The following is an 18,534-nucleotide window of genomic DNA, read 5'->3' as shown; positions in this document are numbered from 1 at the left end:
ATGCTCCTCTCACTGCTTTTTCCGCGTCACGCCCAGCTGACCCTCAACATGCGAGAGCCTGCCCTCATGGTCCGTGTGCTTCTCGCGCAGATCCTTCACGTCCTGGCTGATCTGGCGAACCCACCCGACAAGGTCCCGAAGTTGCTGCTTCATCATCGCGATCACCGCGACCCCGATGACGACCTGGATCACAAGACTGAGCCAGAACTGTTCGGAAAGATTCACCCTTGCGTTCTCCCAATGAATCGATTCGGCTGATCTTGCACCCAAATGAAAGCGGCACTGATCCGGGCCAATTGGATCAGTGCCGCCGCTCACGCTCCCTGTCTACTACCCGTCGGCTCACCACTGTGCACCGTGGACAATTTACGAGCCAAACCTGCAGGAGCTCTCTAATACGGGGCCTTTCGCATTTCGCTACTCAGCCCCTCTCGTTAATTCCCCTTTACGCGGGCCAAACCCGCAAAATGTCACCCTGCGCCGCGCCCACATGCGGATACACAGCAATCTTCGCCTGGACGCGTTCCACTTCATCCTCCGGAAGCCGTCCCTCTTTCGCACGCTTCAGGCGCAACACTTCCGGCAGCCCGGCCGTGCACGACCGCTCGACGTTCAGCTCCATCTCCGCGCTGTCGATCGCGGCGGCGGTCTGAATCGAGCGCAGATCGCTGTCCACCTTCTTTGACTCCGCACCGATCACGCGAAAGCCGATGTGCGCGCCCGTCACCGTGTCGTACTCGCGGCGCCAGATCTTCAGAGCCTCATAGAGCTGCGCGTTCGCAAGGCTCGTACGCTGGATGACACGGAAGCCGCCTTCCGCCGCGTACACCTTGAACTGATCACCGTTCCGCCTTCCCCGACGTGCCACTTGCGCCTCCAGAAGCTAATCGCTTATCGAGCTCTTGAAAGGCAGTCAAAGTTCCGCTCACGTCATGCCGCACCGCCCGCCAAATGCCAAGCTTCACGTTGGCGAGACCCTCTTCCACCCGCACGCGACGGATGAACGAGTAAGCTGAGATCGATCCGGAACAATAAAGCGCAAGTTTTGGGTGCCTTTACATGCTCACCCTGGATTTGCATAAAACGGGGCTCCTTTTTCAGACGCACGGCATCGTCTCTTTGGGCAGTGCGGAGAACTTCAGGTTCTGCCGTGTCCGCCGGATCACTCCGGAAATTGTCCATGAGTCGAATCGAATCCTAATGGAAATTCATCAGGCGCTGCGAAGAATCCGCAAGAATACAACTCGGAGTTGTATTTGGCACCAGAAACAACAACGAAACGCGTAATGCGACCGCTGTTTTCCTCAGAAGGATCGGTGAAATCCGGCCGCCCGATTCATACTTCGCAACGAGCTGCTGACTGACGCCGATCGCCGATGCCAGCTCCGCCTGCGAGACCTTCGCCGCCTCGCGCGCCGCCGTGATCCGCTTTCCCACTTCCACGTCGAACAGCTTTTCTTCCTCCGTCCGCGCCTTCGCCATTCTCAAAAGCTCCCTGCGCGCGCTTCCATGGCGCGCTGCGCTTCACGTATCGCCGTCTGATCCCAGTTCCAGCGGGCAGAGTTCTCCCACATGCCGGATTCGTAAAACTCGGCTGCACTGGGCACTTTGAAAAGCAGATGGCTGTTCTTCTCCAGCTTGCGCTGCGCCGCGATCATTCGATCCGCGACCTCCGCAGCCCGCCCACTGCCCGCATCCACCCGCAGGCCTATCTGCTCGCGGATTTTCCGTTTCAGCCGCCGTGCTGTCGCACCGATGGCGTCCATCACCCGCTTCACAGCGTCGTCGATCTCGCGATCCGGCGAAGCCGTGCCCCCATCTCCCCCGGTCGCGCAGCAACTGGGGGCTGGGGGGAGTTTTTCAGTCTTGCAGTCTTGTGTTCTTAAAACATTGTCGTCTGTCGCTCCTGGTGCGACAGTTTTGTCGCTCTGAGCGACAGATCTGTCGCACTTTTCCCCAGGCACAGAAAAAAGCGAGCCTTCCAATCTGTCGCTCAGAGCGACAGATGCGTTAGCCATGGAAACCCCACCGACTACGGAAAGTCCGCTCGTTTTGCGTGCCAGCCGCGCCCGCAGCTCTCTTACTTCCACCTTCAACGCCGCGGCCCTCGCCACCGGCAGTTGCAGGCATCCCATCCCCGAGTCGTAAGCCCCGCCCTCGCGCGAGACCAGGTCCTTCACATCCGCAAGGGCATAACGCCCCTTGCTCTTCACCGCACCCTGCGCGTGAATCAGGCCAACGTGCTGCAGGACCTGCAGGCAGCGCCACACCGTGTCCACGCTCTTTCCGCACCACTCCGCCATCTCGCGAAGGCTCACGCGTGTATCGCCACTGCGCACCTTCGGAGAAACAATCCAGGCCCCATGCGCATAGCGCGCAATCCTGCAGTACACCCAGGTCGCGTCCGCGCCGATGAGCGGCTGGTAGCAGTCCGCAACCTCGTTATCCACCCAGAAGTGACAAGGCTTGCGCTGATCCCGCAGGCTCACTTCCTGATCCCCGCGATTCGTCATCGTCCGCCCTGTCGTGTTACGTGCTGTTTACCCACTTGATTCTCCCCCGCACTCGCACCACGGGCCGGGCAGCCATCCCGCCCGGCCCGTGGGTTACGTTCCACAAGTCCCTCTAGCGTCCCACCGCTGTAGAGACGCGCCCTTTCTCCCGGCGGCCATTTCACTGCGCCGCAGAGCTCTCAAATCCGGCTGAACGTACGCGCAAACCGTTCTTCGCCAATGCACGCCAGAATCCGCCGCGCCCAGGCCACTTCATCCGGCGTCACCCGCATGCGGTCCCGCATGGGCAGTGTGGGATCGCCGCCGGGCCGGTCATTCCACAGCGCGTGCGCCTGCGCCTGCGATCGCTGCTCCATCTCCACGCGAGCGATCGCCAGCGCCTGCCCCGTTTCATCCAGCGGCTCCGGCACCGCCAGCTGCCCCCGCACCGAACTCGCTATCACCATGAATCGCATTCCCACGTTCGCACCCCTTGAATTGTGGCTTTCAGGGCTCCTTGCTCGGTATGGACGATAGCCCATGGCGGCGAGTTCCCTTGTGGTGATCGCGATCGCGCCGAAGCTGATCGCCAACTCTCGTTTCGATTTGCAGATATCGAAGTGCTCTTTCCAGGTATCTGCGTACTGGATCCAGCGCGCGGCGACGCCCACCCGCCGCGCCATCTCGCGCAACTCCGTCGATGTATCCGCGATCATGTGGCACATCACCATGCGCCCGAACGGAGCCTGCATGTCGTCGACGTAAACCGCCATCAGTTCTTCTCGCCCAGACTCACGTGGTTCGCCAGATTGCCGATGTCAGTTTTCAAGTCGCCTTCGGAAAGATGCTTCGCAATGATGAGCAAAATTCGATAGATAGTCTTCTCTTTCCACGTCATCGTTCACTTCCTCCGTTCAGTTGAATTAGTTCGATCATCGCGAGCTGCTCGTCGCGCGGCATCGAGCAGGCCTGGTGGTGCGTCCACTTCACAATCTGCCCGCGCTTCGCCCGTTGCCAGGCCTGCACATCGCCGAGCCGCACATCCTTCTCATCGAGCATGAGATTCACCACGGCCCGCACGTTGCCGATCTCACGCTCCAGCGCCACGCGATTCGTTTTGCCGCCATACGGCGACTGGCTCTCCCAGCCGTGCCGCAGAACCTTGCAGACCGCCTGGACTGCCTCGCCGCATTCTTCCGCCAGCAGCGCCAGGCGCTCGATCTCCGCCGGAGTCAGCCCGGGAACCTCATAGCCTTCGGTAGCCGCAAACAGCAGCTCTTCCGTGCGAGCCAATCGGCGCGCCACGGCATCATGAGCCTTCTCGGCATACTCCAAACTTCGATTCAGCCGATCGACCTGCTCTTCAAGTTCACGCCGTTGCGGTTGCGGCGTCGTCTCATACTCCGACTCCGCGATCGCCTGCCCCAGCTCACGCAGCCAGCCGCCCAGCCGGCGCCGCAGTCTTCTACTCCCTACTCCCTGTTCCCTGGTCCCTGCCTTTGTCATCTCCCCCTCCAACTCACTGCCTGCCTGTCCAGCGCTGCACCCGCACGCGCCTTCAGCAACTCTCGCCGCTTCCTCTCGCTGCGATACCGCCGCGCGTCCCGCGCCATCTTCGGATCGTCGAACTCCCAGCACTCCGTGTGATCCAGCACCAGCAGTTCGCGGCGCTCCTGCATCCACTCCGCATCGTTGCGGCGCCGCGCGCTGTGCACTTCATCGAACTCCCCGCACCCCAGGCACTCAAAAGCATTCAGCCTGTCGTGCCACTCGATCCCGCCATCCTCCGGACGTTCGCGCTTCGCCATCGACTTACTCCCCCAGCGGCCGCCGCGTGGCGCGCCATCGTTGCCAGCTGCAGCTCGCGCACGCTTTCAAGATCGCGGGCCACGTCGAAGCCAAGCGCAGCCAAAACAACTTCCGGCACGTATGCATGTAGCCGATTTGCCTTCACCAAGGTCCGGATCCCGCGCGGCGATAGAGCCTCCCGTCCACAGCACTTCCGGCACCTGCGCCTCGCGCACATCCAGCTCGCGCAGGAACAGCTCCCACCGCGACGGCGCTGCGACTTCCGGGTTAAAGTCCCCGTGCTCCCGGCGCCGCGCCTCTCGATGCCATCCGCTCTTCCGCATTCCCCCGCCGCTTCGCCTCGCCATAGCCGCCTCAGTGCCCTCTGTACTCAGGAACCCGTGCCATGGTCTCTTTCTCCATCACGTCGTACACCCAGACGTGATCTTCCGTGTGCCCAAGAGCCATCGGGATGATCCAGTTGAGGTTTGGCACCCAGACGGGGTGCTCATCGTCGATAGGCCAAACCATGATCTGCTCCGACTCCATCGTGCGGACCTGCGACTGCTTCGCCGTATCGAATGCGTGATAGAACTCGACCTCCCATTGGTCACCCTGGAGCCGCAAGAACAGCGACCAATCGCGCACTTCGACGCCTGTTTCCTCCAGAAACTCTCGATACATTGCAGCTGGCCCGCTCTCAAATCCGAGGCCCAGATTGGTGCTGTCGATGCGCTTGCCGCCGATCGCGTTCCACTTGCCGACGATGGCCGACGGTCCATGGTTCTTAAGCACAAGAGCGACCTTTTTGCAGTCTTCGTCAAACAACAATCCAGCAACGTACTTAACCATTTCCTCTCCTCACTCCATCACCGGCCCGTGATCGAGCCGAATGCCTTTCTTGCCCTCTTTGCGCGCCGCTTCCACGCGCTGCAACAACTGGCCCAGCCGCTCGGCGACCAGCTCGCCGGCATCGCGCGGCGTGCAGGCCGGATCGACCAGCAGCACCGAGTCCGGCGCGCGAATCACGAGCACGCAGATCGCGTCCGACTTCGAGCGCAACCACTCGCCAATCGCCTCCACGGTCCCCAGCTTCCCCCAGTCCAGATGATCCTTGCCCTTGCTCACGCGTCGATCCCCAGCTTCGCCATAAGTCCCTTGAATCTGCGCTCCGCGGCCTGCGCTTCAGCCAGGCGATACACGGCTCCCCAAGGTAACGGGAACGCACCAGGAAGGCCCTTGAGGCGCACAACAGCAAAGCCGTCGTACGCCTCAACCGTGACCTGCCGCAGCGCACCCTCTTCGAAGACAGCCTGAGAGGTCTGCAATAAAAAGCGGCGCTTTGGTTCAGTGCTCTTCGCCAACGCGGGCCTCGTCAGTCAGCCACGGGGCGCGCGCCCCAGTCGGTGTTTTCCTGCTGAATCGTCACGCTGTATTCACCCGGCGGGACGATATGGGCCTTGTGCTCCTGGTGGACAAGTGAGACGTCGCCGGGTTCGCCGAGCACGCGGACATAAGTCATACCGTCCGGACCCTCATACATCTCGACCAGGTCAGCAACATCCGTTTCGGCTACGTTCGACATGAAGCTATGGTGATGGCCCGTCACTTCACCCAGAGCTACAGGCCTGACGGGAATACGCTTCGCACTTTCAGGAATCTTGGTTCTCATCATCGATGATCCTTTTCGGTTGAGAGTTAAGGTTGCGCACCGTCGCGAACGGCGCATTGGATGGAGGTCTTTTAGCTGTGCTGCTGTGCCAACGGGCCGCCCAACAATGGCTTCAGAAAAACATCGCCCTGGCGCAGGAAGCGTCCGCGCTTGTAGGCCTGCTCATCATCGAGCCCAAAGGTCCACGCCACAGCCTCGTAGCACCGCTTGTGATCGTGGCGCACACGGATCGTGTATTGCCGGCCTGTCGATGGATCCGTTAGGCGCACGAACCGCAGCGGCCTGTCCTCAAAGTCGCGGAGTTCGGCCGCCTCGAGCAGCTCTGCGCGCTCGGTGCCGGGGCGGTAATGCGTCACGAAGCGAGTGCCAGCCTCTACCGTCTCTGAAACAGGGATATCCGGAAACTTCGAGTGGAGTTCGTCCACGTGGATGATCTTCATCTTGGCTTCTGAGCAGAAGCGCTCCCAGCCCATCCGCTCCACCATCACGCGCCGAACCTCGGCATTCTCCTCGGCCGCGATCTGCGCGACTGTCAGTGTTTCCGGCGCTTCAATGATCTGGCGGGTTACGCGCGTCCCATGCCAGGACCACACACCCCATCCATCGCGGAAGCTGATTGCCAGGCCGTCTTCGCGATGCAGCCTATGCGAACCCCAGCCTCGAGGCCGCGGCGGATCGGCCAGCTCGCGATGAATCTCTAATGGCCGTTCGCTCACGATCACGAAGTCGCGGTGCGGCCACCACCAACACGCCGATTCAGCCGTAGCCTCATAGGCGCGGCCGCGGTTCCATAGATCGCCTTCGAGCTCAAGCCCGCAAACATCGCGGAAGTACGAAGTAAAGGCGCAACCCCACCAGCCTCCAGAAACCCAGAACTGACCGCCCAGGATGTAGTACCAACTGTTTGCGATCGTCTGCAGAACCGCGTCGCGAACCGCGCCGTCAACCGCGCCGCCAACCGCGCCGTGAACCGCGCCGCCAACCGCGCCGCCAACCGCGCCGTGAACCGCGCCGTGAACCGCGTCGCGCTGGCCCTGGCGCTCTCGCAGCGCCAGCAGGTACGACGCTGCAGGCCCGGCGATCGCCACCACAAGTGGCGACGGCGCCCACACGATCACCTTCGGTGGCTGCAAACCTGCGAAGCGATAGCACTCGCGCACAGCGGCTTCGAACTTAAATCGATCCGCATTCCCTGTTCTTAAGCCGACTTCAATCCACTTGTCGGCCCACTCGTCGAAGCGCGCTCTCTGCGCCTCTGTCAACTTCGTGATTCTCCTTGTCATCCCGCCTTCTCCTGTTCCACTTCCTCGCTTGCTCTCATCACTGCGCACAGCATCAGCACCATGCCCGCATCCGGCAGCGGCTCACGCGCGTAGCCCTGCGCCTGCGCCATCGCATCGGCCTGGTCACAGCAGGCGATCGCTACCGCCCGCCGCAACACCGCGTTGCGCGTTAGCGCCGACTCGCGCAGGATCATCTCCTCGTCGATCGCCAGTTCGAGGCGCGTGTATTCGCTCGTTGCGTTCCCGCTGCTCATAGCTATCCCGGATCCTTCATCCGCTTCGGCTTGCTGCCGAGCTTGCCCTGCGCCGCCGGCTGCATCTGCAGCTCACCTTGCCGCGCCGGTGTAAACGCCGCCCACACCCGCGTGTACGCGTACGGCTTCATGAAGTCGTGAATGCCGCCCTCGTTTACGTGCTCGCCGCTGAACCAGAACTCGACTGTGTTCTTCTCCCGCGTGAACCGCAGCCCTTTCAGGTCGACCACATCCAGGTGCAGCACCGGCGTGACGTCATCGATCTGCGCGAAGAAATCGATCCCGCAGGCCTGAATCTCGCTCGCAATCAGCACCTCGATCGCAGCGCTATCGCGGTCCGTGATGTAGTCCCAGGCCTTCGCCACCGGGACATCGCAGGCCCTCACATGCTCCGCCGTCATGGTGACGATCAGCGTGAACTGCCACAACCGGATGCCGGACTTCCTGTCGCGCTTCAGCTTCGCGGTGTGGATGTAGACTTCCGGCCGCTGCTTCTCGAAGAACCTCATCGCGCACCGCCCGCGCGCCGGCGCTCAAACCATGCAGCCAACTCTGCCCGAAAGTCTTCCGCGCTGATATCCCGCGTCACTGTCGTCACGGAATACGAGCCGCCGGCACCGCCGCTGCACATCCGGAAGCTGTCCGCGTCGCGCAGGAACGCCTCGCGATCAAGCTCACTCAGCACGCGCTGGACGTACTCGAAATTGTCACCGCCGATCGATATGCGAACTTCGACGGGATGGACCGGAGGTTTCTCTTCCTCCTCGCGATTGAGCACCTTCGCGATCGAGAGCAGCGACTGCGAACCGCAGCGCGCGCAGCGCCCGTTGCCGGCGGCCGTGATGGCCTCGCAGTCCTGGCAGAGCTGCGCCACCGCGAGCATCACGATCGACGCGCCCGGATCCGCCATATCGACAACCACATAGCTGTGGCGACTCATGCGGCACCGCCCGACGCATTGCGCAGCACCAGACGCGCCAGCTCACTCGGCCGATATCCGCGCGGAGGCTTCGGCTTGCAGGTTGCGGCATTGATTCCCAGCGCCTCACAGTGCCGCGCCAGCGTGTTGCGGTGCATGCCGAGACGCTCTGCGGCCTTGCACTGGTTCCCCCGCGCGTCGACCAGCGCCGCCCGCAGAATCACCCGGCGGCAATCGGCCATCATCTGCTCAAAGCTCTGGGAAGGGTTGTAGATCAGCAGATCTACGCTCATTGCGCCCCCCCGTCATCCACATCTCGAAGGCGGTGCCGAGCAGATCGCCGAAAAAGCACATCAACGCGGCGAGAACCACAGCCGCCAGAAACCGCCAGCGCCACTTGTGCAGCCACACGCACGCATACTCAAACCGAATCGCCGCGTAATAAAGCCCCACCGCGCGCCAGGTCTTGCAGGCGTTCCGCAGCTTCGCCAAGCGCTGCGCACGCATGGTCTCGCGCTCATCGCGCTGCTGAGACATCCAGACCAGCGCGGAGATCTCATCCAGGCAGCGCTCACAGAAGCGTTCGCCCGGGAAAGCCATTCTTCCGCAGCCCGCAACCGCGCACTTGCACGTCATCGCCGGTACGTAGCTGAAGATGTTTCCTGAATCCTGATCCCTGTTTCCCGCAGTACTCATGCTGCCCGTCTCCCTTTCCGCCGCTTCGCGCGATCGCGCCGGCGCGCCAATATTTCGTTGATCAGCTCCTGGTTCAGGCCTTGCCGCGACATCGCGATGGAAGCCGCCCGCCAGGCATCGCGCGGCGAACGCGGCACGGACGCCTTTCGCTCCTCAACCGCGCGCGCCCTACGATCCGCCTCGGCGATCTGGCAGGCCTGCGCGGAGCAGACCAGCCGCTCCCGATCGGTGAACACGCACAAATCACCGTCGGGCAGGCGGCAGCTTTCGCCGCCGCACCCGCAATGCCGGCACCGCCCTGGCACCAGCAGGCTCATCGCTTCGCCGCCTCTCGCTCGCTGTCCTCGCGAGCAGCCAGAGCTCTCCCGATCGGATGCGAGTAGCCCCAGTCGCCGGGCCGACCGAATGCGCGCTCTACGTCCTTGCCTTCGACGATCCGGGCAAGAACGACGAGGAGCTCGCCGGCGTCGGCAAGCTGTCCGATCGTCAAGCCCTGGTCGGCATCTCTGAGAGCTCTTGCGCGCTCGCGAATAGCAAGCGACATCTCGACACAATTCATCGCTTGCCGCCTTTCTTCGCGGCCTTCTTGGCAGCTTTCTTCGCCGCAGGCTTGGCAGCTTTCGCCGGCGTCTTCTTCGCACTCTTCTTTGCAGGAGCTTTCGCCGCCTCGCGCTCGCGGATCGCCGCGGCGTGAGCAAGGGCACGATCAACCGATGTCGTCACCGTGCCCGGCTTGCCCGCACGCACCGCCTTGACGTCGATGCCGAGCCAACTCGCGATCTGCTCCATGCGCTCAGGCGCCAGCCCGCGCTGGATGTCGTAATCGCCCACCGGAAGCTGGTCGACAGCGAGGCGCAGCGCGGCCGCCCTCAGAGCGCCCTGCAACGTCAGGCCGCGCACCTGCGCCTCCAGACGGTCGTTGCCGTAGTCAAACAGCGAGCGATCCCAGCCGAGCACCGGGGCCAGCTCCGCGCCGTATTGCCCCGCACCGGCCAACACGCGCAGACATACTTGCTTCGTCAGGAGAGCGATGCGCGGTGTATCAATCTGCGCGTCCGCCACCCGCCCGATCTCAGCAAAGAGCCTCGCGCGGTATTCGCGTTCCTTCTTGACCTTCTCGGCCAGCTTGGCGCGCTCAGCCTTCTCTGCCTCGATCCGGCGCTTATCCTCCGCGCTCTGCTTAGGCGCTGCAGACTTCGACACGCCACCTTTGGTACCACTGCTCGTCGTCGAGGGCGCGTCAGCGTCGCTTTTCGCAGCATGCTCAGGGCACTTCTTGTCGCGGCAGATCTGGACGAAATGCCCGATCCGATTGCCGGTAACCCAGATCGCCTGCTCCTTGCAAGCGCAGTCGGCGGCCACTACGCAGTTCCAGCGGCTGACGCCCGCCCGATCCTGCGCGTGACCATCGAAGAGCATTACAAGCACGCGGCCCGCGCGCTCCGCGGCTTCCAGCTGAGACTTGACCCAGGTGCGGATCTTCTGGCTTAGGCATTCAGGATCAGTGCAGGTATCCTCCGCGACGTCGGCGAACAGCGAGGCCGCTCCGGTCGCGCGCTTCGGACACGCGGTGCAGGCCATCGGCGGGATCTCGTCGTCCAGCGGGAAGGGGACGTCGCGCAGAACGCGCAGTTGAGTCCGCACGATGCGCGCGCGCAACTCGGCGACCGTCACCCGCGAAGGGCTCATCCCGTCCATTGCTCCCTCGGATTGAGCACTCCTTACGCAGTCAATACAAGGCGCCGTGGTCTTGCCGGCGAGCTTCGAGGCTTCCCAACGCCGCTGGCCGGCGCCAATCTCATATGGGCCAAGCTTTCCGAGCGGCCTCACAATGAGTGGCTCGATAACGCCATTGCGACGGATGCTTTCAGCGAGCTCGGCAAGGCGGCCCGGGTCGATCGCCTTGCGCGTTTCAAACCGCGAGCGCACGAGCTGCTCCAGCGGAATCTCGCCGTGCACTATTTCGGCAGGGGTGATGGCAGTGGCCTTCATCATTGCGCACCGCCGTTCTTGAGCCGAGCGGCGAGAGCGCCAGCGATCTCCTCGACCGAAGAGCTTTCGCACGGGCGACGGCTTGAAAAATCGAAGTCCGGTGCGATCGCGCAGATCCGCGCGACCAGGTCGAGCACGCGGCCGGTGCGGCAGGGCTCGAGGTGGCCGGAGCCGTCCGGCGAAACCGAGCGATCGCACTCCAGGCACCAGTCGCGCGGCATGGTCAACGCATCGGCCCCTATCACACGCGACCGGGCCAGATCGCGGGCCGCAAACAGGAGCTGCCCGAACGGCCCGGCATATCCGGCAAAGTCGGAGGCCTCAAGTGCTGGCTTGACCGGAGCGGCGTAGGGTGCGCTGGCGCGCAGCACCTGGCGCTGGACGCGGCACTCGTGCGTGTGCACCGCCCCCACGCCCGGCATATCGACGCCAGGGCAGCACGTATCGTCAGGCCGGCGCAGTTGCGTGCTCAACGGGCAGGAAGCCAGGTGCGCACCCCGCGAGGTGCAGCCCGGGCAGTTCTGGTAGGCGTACCGGCAGTCCGGCGCATGCCGGGGGGTGGAATGACGCGGCCGATGGCAGTCACGGCAGCGCAGCGAGGCATCAACGCCAAACCCGTCCGCCTGGTCAACAGCATCCGCCGCGGCCGCCCCCAGCCCGAGCGCCGAACGAACTTCATTGATAGATTCGACGCCAGCCTCGAGCGCCTTGGCGCTATGGGCCACCAACACAGCATCCGCCGCGGGGGTCGAATCCGCGGCGGCGCCGTTCTGCTCCCCTCCGGAGCGCGTGGAGGGGGCTTCGCCCGCCGAGCCGGACCCAGGCTCCGGTTCGCGGCGAGAGGATTCCTGCGGGCCAGACGGCTGCGCAGGTGCGCTCAGATGTTCAGGGGTTCCCGGCTCAGGGCCGGGCACGGCCGGACGGGCATCCAGGCCCGCGGCAGGAAACGGCCTCGCCTCAGCTGGCGAAAGCCGGAATACGTTTGAATGCTGCTCCATGGTTGCGCTCCTTGGTGCGGGCACCGAAGGACCAACCACGGAAAATCATCGCCGGAAATGCGAAGGGCGATAGAGCCGCTGTTTCTAAACAGCAGTTCCATCGCCCTTTGGAGTCGAACTTGACTTGCATTCCGGCAGATTCCCTTATAAAATCCGCTGGTTTTAAGGGAATCTGGAGCCGACGATCGGACTTGAACCGATGACCTGCTGATTACGAATCAGCTGCTCTACCAACTGAGCTACGTCGGCACACTTTTCTGATTGTATCGTTCGCGACCTTTTCGGTAAAGGCTGCGGCGCTCATTGGCAGCATCGTTTTCAGCCTGTTTGCCGTGCCGGCGACTTCTCTCGTCCTTCCAATATAGTTCCGTCCCATGCCCGGTCAGGACATTCACACATCCGTCTTCTAGCCATGCAAATTCCGGAAAAGTAACGTGCTCAAGATCACTCAACAGCGGTTTAGGTCGTGGTACAGTTGTTTCGGTTCTCCAACTAAACCGATTTCTTGAACAGGAAACCGCACGACCACTATGCCCACCTGCATCCCTTTTCCAGCCGGAGTGCTGGACCAAGACGAGCCGTTAGTCCGCGTTTCACAGCATTTCATCGTCGACCCCACCTCAAGCCTCACCCTATACCGCAAAGCGCGCTACATCTCTCCGGCCTTTCGTGGAGTGGTGTACGCTTTGATTCTTGAATCCCTCATCGTCGCCTGCGCCTGCGCATCCTATTTCGGATGGCATCGCCTGCTGCACCGCTGACCCTCTGATTCACCCCGGGCTCCAGTTACGCCAAATATTGCCCTCCCCCAAGCGCCGCCCAACTCCGCTGACCGTAGTCGTGTTGTCTCGAAAACGAAGCGCACTCCTCCGCCCTTTTCCTTCTCAGCCCCTTTTCTGTAATGTTTAGATTCTGACGGCGCATCTCGTCTGCCCTCGCGCCGCGAAAGGGGACACGCCCATGATGGCGCAGACGCTGGTGCTCGCCTTCCGCATCGCATTCGTTTGGGCTGGAGGCTTCCTGCTCGCCGTCGCCGTCCGCGCGCTGCTTCCCGACCAGTTCGGCTTCAATATCAACGGCAAACAGGGCGCCCTATTCATTCCCTTCAGCCGCATCGGCTTCTGGACCTGCATCTGGGCCGCCGTAACCGTCACTGTACTGGTCGTCATCCGCGCCATGATGGGCGACATCACCACCCCCGCCCGCTGACAGCTCTCCCGAGCTCAGACGATCACAAAACCGAATCAACTCTGACTGGAAAGGGGAGGTCACGAGAGTGGCCCGAGCGGCGCCGTGAGCATGATCGGGCCAAGCGCAGTGGCCGCACCGCAAGTGCCTTAGAAATGGAAAGAGCCGCCCGGCAACAGGGCAGCTCTTCCCTTAGGGAGAATAGTTCCAACGGAGGCAAAGCCATCAGAACTTTCTGGCTGCATAGTAGGTTCCGGCTCTACCAGTGTCAAGAATAATTCTGAAGAATTTAAATAGCCTATATTCAATGGTTTGCAAGGAAGGCCCATCTTTTCCGCGCAACCGGATCTTCGTAGCTTCTTCGCCTTTTTGGTTCCGGTTTTCCTCGGGTTTTCGGGTAGTTTTCTGCTATTTCGGACCTGTTTTCCACAGGCTTGTTTCCCCGGTTAACCCTTCTGGTGCGTACCAATTTGCCGCCGTGGGGTAACCCCCGTTCATTAATCCCTCAAATCAAGGCGAATGAACTCGGCTTCGTACACACTCGACACCGGCTTGCCTCTCGCGATGCGGTACAGCGCCCGCCCACCGCCGAAGAACACCCCCAGGAAGATGGCCGTGCCCGCGCCGATCAGCACCAGCGTCGCGATCCCCATCAACAGCTTTCCTGTCTTCGATACCTCCGACTCCGTTGGTTGCGGAATCGATACGAAGTCCTCCCGGTAATACACGCTGCCGATCAGTTTATGGCTCTCGTCGGGAATCGCATCGCCGCTCACCAGCGCCACCACGGGCCCGCTGCGCCGCACTTCGAGCGAAGCCTGGTCTGAGTCCGTTAGCGCCTTCGTAAACGCCGGCTGCGCCTTGTCCCCTGTCTTGATGTAGTCGCGAATTTTCGTCTCGTAAGCCGCCGCCATCTGCGGCGTGGGATAAGCAATCAACGTGAGCACCGCCGGCCCCGACGACAGCGAATAGTTCGCCGTCACAGCCTCGGCATCCCGATCGAAGCCCACCAGCTCCGGCGGAAGCACGCCGCCCGAGCCCGCATAACCCGCCGGACCCAGCACATAGTGCGTGCTCTGCGCGTCCATCCACTTCTTCGGCAGCACCGACAGAATCGGCGGAGCCAACGCCTTCGTTCCCTGCGCCTCAGGCAGGCGTCCCGCCAGGTCTCGCAGCTCCGACCCCGACATCGAGCCGACCCTGGAGAACTCCGCATCGACGACGATAAACCCGCGCCAGAAGATCACATGGTTCTTGTTCGACGCCGCGCCGTTGCCCACATCCTCCTTCGGCCACCCCGTCCCGCGATAAAACGAATACGCCCCATAAGCGCCGCTCAAATCGTTGAATCGCATGGCGCGCAACGTCAGCGTCTCGCCGTCGCGTTCATAGGCCTCCGTTGCTCCCGATTGGAACCCATACTCCTTCAGTGCTGCGGCATTCGCTGCATCGGCCTGCGCCGCGTCGGCAAGAGGCCTGGCAACGCCCTTCGCCACCCACCCTGCGAACGAATCCGGCAGCAGCTTCCCGTCCGGCAGGGCCGCCTTGGCTGCAACGGGTGCAGCCGTCTTCTGTCCCGCCGCAGGCGCAGCAGGCTTTTGCTGCGCTCCTGCAGCGGCGGCACCCGCCAGAGCCGCGCCAGCAACAAATGTATAAATCCAACGCATCAATTCAGAACTCCAACCTTCAGGGTACAGCTTCGCCCTCTAGACCGGCGCGCGCCCCCTCTCTTGTTGGACACCCCATCTCTGAGAAAGGTTCCCGAGACTGGACTGCGCAATCCTCATTCCCTGCGGACGAGAACCAAACAGGCGCAATCCGCAAGGCGGATTGCGCCTGTTTGGTCCATCTGCCCTTCTGTACCCTGCTCGCTTTTCCCGGCAGTAATCACGCCGGCAGCGGCGGCGCCGCAGGCGCCGTCTGCGCGGGAGCCAGAATGTTCCCCAGCAGCTCATACCGGCCGCCATAGAACACCAGCGCGTAGTTGCGAATCGCTACACTCACCGGACCGCCGAAGCAGATCGCCATCAGCAGTCCGATCGCAACCATCAAGATCCCGAGCGCCACCTGGAGCAGCACCATCACCAGCCACGCTGCGCCTGTCGAATGCACCTGAGCCGCGTGCACCAGCGCAAACAGCACTCCCGGAATGCCAAACAGAAGGATCGCCGGCACGATGAGCACAATCGTCAGCGCAATGGTAGCCGCAAACGGCAGTATCACCCGCAGCACCGCGTACAGGAAGAACGAGCCCTTCTCTTCCATCACGCGTTCCAGCACCGCCGACCATGCCTCGCCCGCCGTCGCATTTTCCAGCGCCATATGCGGCAGCATGAAATCCCGAAGAACCACGCCGACCGCCACGCCGGCCAGCATCAGAATCATAATCACCGGCGCCAGTTGCAGAATCAGCGGCAGAAAGTCGCCAAAGATGAGGTGCCCTTGCTCCTGGCTCTCGCGGAACACCCGGATGAACCCCGGCACAAAGGGAGCCAGAGCTACCGCGGCTACCGCCAGGAACCCCGCCGCCACCACGATCGAAAGCACGAAGAAGCGCATCGCCTGCTCGCGATAGAGGTGCCACCCGGGCGCCAGTTCACGCGAGCGATGCACCAGGCTGTGGAAGAGCGCAAATCTCAGGCGAACCACGACATACATCAGCGCAATGCCCAGCACCACCAGCAGGATTGCACACGCGATAACAGCCGCAATCATCCCCGGATCAAGATTCAGCGGAACTCCATGCGACCCACTCCCCGACGACGGTGAGCCGCCCTTATTCCCCTGCAGGTTAGCCCACATGCCCTCCGTCAGCACCGCGACCGCGCAGAACTTCAGATAATTCCCCCAGCGGAACGGCCGGAATAGAAAGTCGCGGGTGCGATTCAAGGCAGGAGAGATCGCTTCCGTGGCAGAGAGGACGTACATGATGCGCCTCCTTCAACGCGACGAGCGTAGCACGAATCCTAAGACCGGACGCGTGCCAACGCGCTGAGGCTGGCATTGCCGGCATCCATTCATACGCAAGGCGAGCCTTCGATGTTCCTCATTGCAAGTGCCGCCGCAGACTCTGCTATCCGCGGAACGCCTGAAAGGCCAGGAACTTGTCCCCGGGCAGCAGGCTCTTTGTCTTGACCACGCCGAATCCCGCCTGCCGAAGCTGGCCAACCAGTTCATCTTCAGCCGGCAGACGCCCAGCTCCGCTGGTCGCCGCCCCCCACAGGTTCAGCGCTTCGGCGCCAAGGCTTCCACCCTGGCAGCAGGTCGTCAAAAGCAGGAACCCGCCCGGCTTGAGAAAGCTCGCAATGCGCTCCAAGAGGGCCACGCGCTCTGCCACAGGGAAGTAGTAAATGTTGTTGTAAAGCGTCGCGATATCGAAGAGTTCTCCAACCGGCCTCGCGCGGAAGTCGCCATCCTCGACCTTCACCCGGCCCTCCAGACCCCAGCCGCGCAGATTCCTGCGCGCCATCTCCGCCACCGCAGGCTGAAGCTCCAGCCCTACAGCCGTCAGCGAAGCATTCCTCGCAGCCGCGTATCGCAGATAAACTCCTGACCCGCACCCGATCTCGAGCAGCCGCACGTTGCCGCTCCCCGGGAAGAACTCTTGAATCGCCTCAACCTGGAATGGTTCAAGGATCCGCGACGATCGCGCAATCAGCTCCCCATCCTGGTCGGCAAGAGTGAAGAGTTCCCCTCTGCGGACCCGAGGAAGCGTGTCTGCAATCAGCTTGTGGTGGAGCCCCGCTACCTCCTGCACCATGGCCAGCGTGGCGTCGTTCTCCGGCCGTGCCAACGCATTCGCCATTCCGCGCAGTTCATAGCCTCCGGCTCCCAAGTTGAGCAGTTTCAGCCGAACGCCCAACTGGAGCCAAGCCTCCAGCGCTTCGCGTCTCTGACCCGCTGTGCCACCGCCCTGAGCGAGCGACTCGAACGTAGCCGGTCCGCTCGCTAGCCGGTTCAACAGCCCGGACTCTCCAGCGGCTGCGAGCCAGGTGAGCTTGTAAAACGGTTTGAGTGCGGCGCCCACGCCCAGCACAGGCGTAAGGCGCCCTTCGCGCAGCAGGTTGAAGAATGGCTTGAGAGACATTGTCCTTATTATTCACGCCACCGCCAGGCCTGTGCGCGTCTACTCGCCCGACAACGCTTGCAGCGTATCCAACGCCTCCGTCGCAAGCTTCCGAGTCAACTGATCCGCCGGCATCGCGCGTCCAAGCTTCGATGTCTGTCCAGCCCACATCTGCATGTAGTCCATCAGGCCCGCCTTCTCCGACGCCGCGCGCAGAGGCGCAATCAGCGTTCCCGCATACGGGAACGCCAACGCATCGTCAGACATCGGTCCCGCCTCGCTGAGATACCGATTCACAATCCCCCTGGCAGGCCGCCCGCTGAACAAATTCGTGACGGCAGTTGCCGTATCTGTCGCTTGCTCCAGCACCTTTCGATACATCGGGGACACCTTGCTTTCCGGGCAGAACAGGTAAACCGTCCCCAACTGGACGCCCGATGCGCCCAGCGCAAAAGCAGCCGCAATGCCTCGTCCATCGGCAATGCCGCCCGCTGCAATCAGCGGAACCGAAACTGCGTCAGCTACCTGTGGCAGCAACGCGAACAGCCCCACCTGAGCCGCCACCTGAGTCTCCAGAAACATCCCCCGATGTCCGCCGGCCTCGAGCCCTTGAACGACAATCGCATCGCATCCGCGATCTTCAAGCCACTTCGCCTCGTCCACGCTCGTGGCGCACGCCAGTATCCGGATACCCACCTTCTTCACCCGTTCCAGCAGCCCAGCAGCAGGCAATCCGAAATGGAAGCTGACCACCGCAGGCCGGACCTCCTCCACCACCGCGCACATCTCGTCGTCGAACGGAAGCCGCAGGCGGCTCTCCCCCACCGCCTCAATGTCAAGACCCAGCCGCTCGTAGTGCGGTCGCAGGAAGCTCTTCCACTTCTCCCTTGCAGCCGTGCCCGGTTCTTCCATCGTGTGGCAGAAGAAATTCAGATTGAACGGCCGCTCCATCCCGTCGCGCAACGCGTGCACCGCATCGCGTACCGCGTCCGCCCCGAGCAGCGCACAGGCGAGCGACCCCAGCGCCCCCACGGACGAAACCCCGCGCGCCAGCGCAACAGAATCCGATCCCGCCATCGGCGCCTGAATGATCGGAGTCTCAAGTTTCAGCATGTCGAGCAGTCGACGATCGGGCCAGCCTCTCATGCCGACATTCTCTCGCAAATGGATTCACACTGATCTTGAC

Annotated in this window: 28 protein-coding genes and 1 tRNA gene; 2 read left to right on the top strand and 27 right to left on the bottom strand. The window is 62.5% G+C overall.

The annotated features are described in order from the left end of the window. Positions 1–9 precede the first annotated feature (9 nt). The 23 genes from MOP44_RS01610 to MOP44_RS01500 all read right to left on the bottom strand — a co-directional run bounded on the left by MOP44_RS01610 (position 10) and on the right by MOP44_RS01500 (position 12,343). A complete protein-coding gene (locus MOP44_RS01610) occupies positions 10–225 on the bottom strand; it encodes a hypothetical protein (protein ID WP_260794147.1) in 216 nt (71 codons plus the stop codon). Between the two features lie 220 nt (positions 226–445). Continuing rightward, positions 446–868: a hypothetical protein gene (locus tag MOP44_RS01605; protein ID WP_260794146.1), complete on the bottom strand. Its 423-nt coding sequence runs from the start codon at positions 866–868 to the stop codon at positions 446–448. A 329-nt stretch (positions 869–1,197) separates the two neighbouring features. After that, positions 1,198–1,482, bottom strand: a complete 285-nt coding sequence (locus MOP44_RS01600; RefSeq protein ID WP_260794145.1) for a helix-turn-helix domain-containing protein — start codon at positions 1,480–1,482, stop codon at positions 1,198–1,200. A gap of 2 nt (positions 1,483–1,484) precedes the next feature. Further along, on the bottom strand, positions 1,485–2,513 hold the full coding sequence (locus MOP44_RS01595) for a helix-turn-helix domain-containing protein (RefSeq protein ID WP_260794144.1): 1,029 nt from the start codon (positions 2,511–2,513) through the stop codon (positions 1,485–1,487). Between the two features lie 179 nt (positions 2,514–2,692). Then, positions 2,693–3,265, bottom strand: a complete 573-nt coding sequence (locus MOP44_RS01590; protein ID WP_260794143.1) for a DUF4031 domain-containing protein — start codon at positions 3,263–3,265, stop codon at positions 2,693–2,695. Further along, entirely contained in the window at positions 3,265–3,390 is a 126-nt protein-coding gene (locus tag MOP44_RS01585) for a hypothetical protein (RefSeq protein ID WP_260794142.1), read from the bottom strand. The genes MOP44_RS01590 and MOP44_RS01585 overlap by 1 nt, the downstream gene beginning before the upstream one ends. Beyond that, on the bottom strand, positions 3,387–3,998 hold the full coding sequence (locus MOP44_RS01580; protein ID WP_260794141.1) for a hypothetical protein: 612 nt from the start codon (positions 3,996–3,998) through the stop codon (positions 3,387–3,389). The genes MOP44_RS01585 and MOP44_RS01580 overlap by 4 nt, the downstream gene beginning before the upstream one ends. Further along, complete coding sequence (locus MOP44_RS01575; RefSeq protein ID WP_260794140.1) at positions 3,995–4,300, bottom strand: hypothetical protein; 306 nt, start codon at positions 4,298–4,300, stop codon at positions 3,995–3,997. The genes MOP44_RS01580 and MOP44_RS01575 overlap by 4 nt, the downstream gene beginning before the upstream one ends. Before the next feature lie 355 nt (positions 4,301–4,655). Then, entirely contained in the window at positions 4,656–5,132 is a 477-nt protein-coding gene (locus tag MOP44_RS01570) for an NUDIX hydrolase (RefSeq protein ID WP_260794139.1), read from the bottom strand. Positions 5,133–5,141: 9 nt separating this feature from the next. Further along, entirely contained in the window at positions 5,142–5,408 is a 267-nt protein-coding gene (locus MOP44_RS01565; protein ID WP_260794138.1) for a hypothetical protein, read from the bottom strand. Further along, positions 5,405–5,644 (bottom strand): hypothetical protein, encoded by a 240-nt coding sequence (locus MOP44_RS01560; RefSeq protein ID WP_260794137.1) that lies wholly within the window; start codon positions 5,642–5,644, stop codon positions 5,405–5,407. Before MOP44_RS01560 ends, MOP44_RS01565 begins: the two co-directional genes overlap by 4 nt. A gap of 11 nt (positions 5,645–5,655) precedes the next feature. Next, positions 5,656–5,955, bottom strand: a complete 300-nt coding sequence (locus tag MOP44_RS01555) for a hypothetical protein (protein ID WP_260794136.1) — start codon at positions 5,953–5,955, stop codon at positions 5,656–5,658. Between the two features lie 68 nt (positions 5,956–6,023). Next, positions 6,024–7,235, bottom strand: coding sequence for a DUF6745 domain-containing protein (locus MOP44_RS01550; protein ID WP_260794135.1), 1,212 nt, complete (start codon positions 7,233–7,235; stop codon positions 6,024–6,026). Beyond that, positions 7,232–7,489, bottom strand: a complete 258-nt coding sequence (locus MOP44_RS01545; RefSeq protein WP_260794134.1) for a hypothetical protein — start codon at positions 7,487–7,489, stop codon at positions 7,232–7,234. Before MOP44_RS01545 ends, MOP44_RS01550 begins: the two co-directional genes overlap by 4 nt. Before the next feature lie 2 nt (positions 7,490–7,491). After that, positions 7,492–7,998: a hypothetical protein gene (locus MOP44_RS01540; protein ID WP_260794133.1), complete on the bottom strand. Its 507-nt coding sequence runs from the start codon at positions 7,996–7,998 to the stop codon at positions 7,492–7,494. Then, positions 7,995–8,429, bottom strand: a complete 435-nt coding sequence (locus tag MOP44_RS01535; protein ID WP_260794132.1) for a hypothetical protein — start codon at positions 8,427–8,429, stop codon at positions 7,995–7,997. Before MOP44_RS01535 ends, MOP44_RS01540 begins: the two co-directional genes overlap by 4 nt. After that, the gene (locus MOP44_RS01530; protein WP_260794131.1) at positions 8,426–8,701 is read right to left on the bottom strand and encodes a helix-turn-helix domain-containing protein; all 276 of its coding nucleotides are present in this window, start codon (positions 8,699–8,701) and stop codon (positions 8,426–8,428) included. The genes MOP44_RS01535 and MOP44_RS01530 overlap by 4 nt, the downstream gene beginning before the upstream one ends. Next, positions 8,658–9,104 carry a hypothetical protein gene (locus MOP44_RS01525; RefSeq protein WP_260794130.1) on the bottom strand — a complete coding sequence of 149 codons (447 nt, stop codon included), beginning with the start codon at positions 9,102–9,104 and terminating at the stop codon, positions 8,658–8,660. Before MOP44_RS01525 ends, MOP44_RS01530 begins: the two co-directional genes overlap by 44 nt. Beyond that, on the bottom strand, positions 9,101–9,421 hold the full coding sequence (locus MOP44_RS01520; RefSeq protein ID WP_260794129.1) for a hypothetical protein: 321 nt from the start codon (positions 9,419–9,421) through the stop codon (positions 9,101–9,103). Before MOP44_RS01520 ends, MOP44_RS01525 begins: the two co-directional genes overlap by 4 nt. After that, complete coding sequence (locus MOP44_RS01515) at positions 9,418–9,663, bottom strand: hypothetical protein (protein ID WP_260794128.1); 246 nt, start codon at positions 9,661–9,663, stop codon at positions 9,418–9,420. The genes MOP44_RS01520 and MOP44_RS01515 overlap by 4 nt, the downstream gene beginning before the upstream one ends. Continuing rightward, the gene (locus MOP44_RS01510) at positions 9,660–11,099 is read right to left on the bottom strand and encodes a ParB N-terminal domain-containing protein (RefSeq protein WP_260794127.1); all 1,440 of its coding nucleotides are present in this window, start codon (positions 11,097–11,099) and stop codon (positions 9,660–9,662) included. The genes MOP44_RS01515 and MOP44_RS01510 overlap by 4 nt, the downstream gene beginning before the upstream one ends. Then, the gene (locus MOP44_RS01505) at positions 11,096–12,118 is read right to left on the bottom strand and encodes a hypothetical protein (RefSeq protein WP_260794126.1); all 1,023 of its coding nucleotides are present in this window, start codon (positions 12,116–12,118) and stop codon (positions 11,096–11,098) included. Before MOP44_RS01505 ends, MOP44_RS01510 begins: the two co-directional genes overlap by 4 nt. A 149-nt stretch (positions 12,119–12,267) precedes the next feature. Further along, positions 12,268–12,343, bottom strand: a tRNA-Thr gene (locus MOP44_RS01500). A 281-nt stretch (positions 12,344–12,624) separates the two neighbouring features. Between MOP44_RS01500 and MOP44_RS01495 the strand changes: the two genes are divergently transcribed. Next, complete coding sequence (locus MOP44_RS01495) at positions 12,625–12,855, top strand: hypothetical protein (RefSeq protein WP_260794125.1); 231 nt, start codon at positions 12,625–12,627, stop codon at positions 12,853–12,855. 199 nt (positions 12,856–13,054) lie between these two features. Next, positions 13,055–13,303, top strand: a complete 249-nt coding sequence (locus tag MOP44_RS01490) for a hypothetical protein (protein ID WP_260794124.1) — start codon at positions 13,055–13,057, stop codon at positions 13,301–13,303. Between the two features lie 476 nt (positions 13,304–13,779). Here MOP44_RS01490 and MOP44_RS01485 read toward each other — a convergent pair whose 3' ends face one another. The 4 genes from MOP44_RS01485 to MOP44_RS01470 form a co-directional block, all read right to left on the bottom strand. Then, positions 13,780–14,949, bottom strand: a complete 1,170-nt coding sequence (locus MOP44_RS01485) for a DUF6599 family protein (protein ID WP_260794123.1) — start codon at positions 14,947–14,949, stop codon at positions 13,780–13,782. A 220-nt stretch (positions 14,950–15,169) separates the two neighbouring features. Next, positions 15,170–16,210: a DUF7544 domain-containing protein gene (locus tag MOP44_RS01480; protein WP_260794122.1), complete on the bottom strand. Its 1,041-nt coding sequence runs from the start codon at positions 16,208–16,210 to the stop codon at positions 15,170–15,172. Positions 16,211–16,355: 145 nt separating this feature from the next. Beyond that, positions 16,356–17,369: an SAM-dependent methyltransferase gene (locus MOP44_RS01475; protein WP_260794121.1), complete on the bottom strand. Its 1,014-nt coding sequence runs from the start codon at positions 17,367–17,369 to the stop codon at positions 16,356–16,358. A 39-nt stretch (positions 17,370–17,408) separates the two neighbouring features. After that, entirely contained in the window at positions 17,409–18,494 is a 1,086-nt protein-coding gene (locus MOP44_RS01470) for an NAD(P)H-dependent flavin oxidoreductase (RefSeq protein ID WP_260794120.1), read from the bottom strand. Between the last annotated feature and the right edge of the window lie 40 nt (positions 18,495–18,534).

The organism is Occallatibacter riparius, from assembly GCF_025264625.1.
GTDB classification, from domain to species: Bacteria; Acidobacteriota; Terriglobia; order Terriglobales; family Acidobacteriaceae; genus Telmatobacter; species Telmatobacter riparius.
The sequence above is the reverse complement of the archived record's forward strand: the minus strand, read 5'-3'. Positions and strand labels throughout refer to the sequence as shown.

What these genes read in the sequence shown, in the direction of transcription:
- MOP44_RS01530 (WP_260794131.1), bottom strand. Translation starts at nt 8,701, where the DNA reads ATGAGCGTAGATCTGCTGATCTACAACCCTTCCCAGAGCTTTGAGCAG.
- MOP44_RS01585 (WP_260794142.1), bottom strand. Translation starts at nt 3,390, where the DNA reads ATGACGTGGAAAGAGAAGACTATCTATCGAATTTTGCTCATCATTGCG.
- MOP44_RS01600 (WP_260794145.1), bottom strand. Translation starts at nt 1,482, where the DNA reads ATGGCGAAGGCGCGGACGGAGGAAGAAAAGCTGTTCGACGTGGAAGTG.
- MOP44_RS01540 (WP_260794133.1), bottom strand. Translation starts at nt 7,998, where the DNA reads ATGAGGTTCTTCGAGAAGCAGCGGCCGGAAGTCTACATCCACACCGCG.
- MOP44_RS01525 (WP_260794130.1), bottom strand. Translation starts at nt 9,104, where the DNA reads ATGAGTACTGCGGGAAACAGGGATCAGGATTCAGGAAACATCTTCAGC.
- MOP44_RS01595 (WP_260794144.1), bottom strand. Translation starts at nt 2,513, where the DNA reads ATGACGAATCGCGGGGATCAGGAAGTGAGCCTGCGGGATCAGCGCAAG.
- MOP44_RS01580 (WP_260794141.1), bottom strand. Translation starts at nt 3,998, where the DNA reads ATGACAAAGGCAGGGACCAGGGAACAGGGAGTAGGGAGTAGAAGACTG.
- MOP44_RS01575 (WP_260794140.1), bottom strand. Translation starts at nt 4,300, where the DNA reads ATGGCGAAGCGCGAACGTCCGGAGGATGGCGGGATCGAGTGGCACGAC.
- MOP44_RS01555 (WP_260794136.1), bottom strand. Translation starts at nt 5,955, where the DNA reads ATGATGAGAACCAAGATTCCTGAAAGTGCGAAGCGTATTCCCGTCAGG.
- MOP44_RS01480 (WP_260794122.1), bottom strand. Translation starts at nt 16,210, where the DNA reads ATGTACGTCCTCTCTGCCACGGAAGCGATCTCTCCTGCCTTGAATCGC.
- MOP44_RS01475 (WP_260794121.1), bottom strand. Translation starts at nt 17,369, where the DNA reads ATGTCTCTCAAGCCATTCTTCAACCTGCTGCGCGAAGGGCGCCTTACG.
- MOP44_RS01470 (WP_260794120.1), bottom strand. Translation starts at nt 18,494, where the DNA reads ATGAGAGGCTGGCCCGATCGTCGACTGCTCGACATGCTGAAACTTGAG.
- MOP44_RS01495 (WP_260794125.1), top strand. Translation starts at nt 12,625, where the DNA reads ATGCCCACCTGCATCCCTTTTCCAGCCGGAGTGCTGGACCAAGACGAG.
- MOP44_RS01535 (WP_260794132.1), bottom strand. Translation starts at nt 8,429, where the DNA reads ATGAGTCGCCACAGCTATGTGGTTGTCGATATGGCGGATCCGGGCGCG.
- MOP44_RS01590 (WP_260794143.1), bottom strand. Translation starts at nt 3,265, where the DNA reads ATGGCGGTTTACGTCGACGACATGCAGGCTCCGTTCGGGCGCATGGTG.
- MOP44_RS01520 (WP_260794129.1), bottom strand. Translation starts at nt 9,421, where the DNA reads ATGAGCCTGCTGGTGCCAGGGCGGTGCCGGCATTGCGGGTGCGGCGGC.
- MOP44_RS01570 (WP_260794139.1), bottom strand. Translation starts at nt 5,132, where the DNA reads ATGGTTAAGTACGTTGCTGGATTGTTGTTTGACGAAGACTGCAAAAAG.
- MOP44_RS01485 (WP_260794123.1), bottom strand. Translation starts at nt 14,949, where the DNA reads ATGCGTTGGATTTATACATTTGTTGCTGGCGCGGCTCTGGCGGGTGCC.
- MOP44_RS01545 (WP_260794134.1), bottom strand. Translation starts at nt 7,489, where the DNA reads ATGAGCAGCGGGAACGCAACGAGCGAATACACGCGCCTCGAACTGGCG.
- MOP44_RS01550 (WP_260794135.1), bottom strand. Translation starts at nt 7,235, where the DNA reads ATGACAAGGAGAATCACGAAGTTGACAGAGGCGCAGAGAGCGCGCTTC.
- MOP44_RS01510 (WP_260794127.1), bottom strand. Translation starts at nt 11,099, where the DNA reads ATGATGAAGGCCACTGCCATCACCCCTGCCGAAATAGTGCACGGCGAG.
- MOP44_RS01515 (WP_260794128.1), bottom strand. Translation starts at nt 9,663, where the DNA reads ATGAATTGTGTCGAGATGTCGCTTGCTATTCGCGAGCGCGCAAGAGCT.
- MOP44_RS01490 (WP_260794124.1), top strand. Translation starts at nt 13,055, where the DNA reads ATGATGGCGCAGACGCTGGTGCTCGCCTTCCGCATCGCATTCGTTTGG.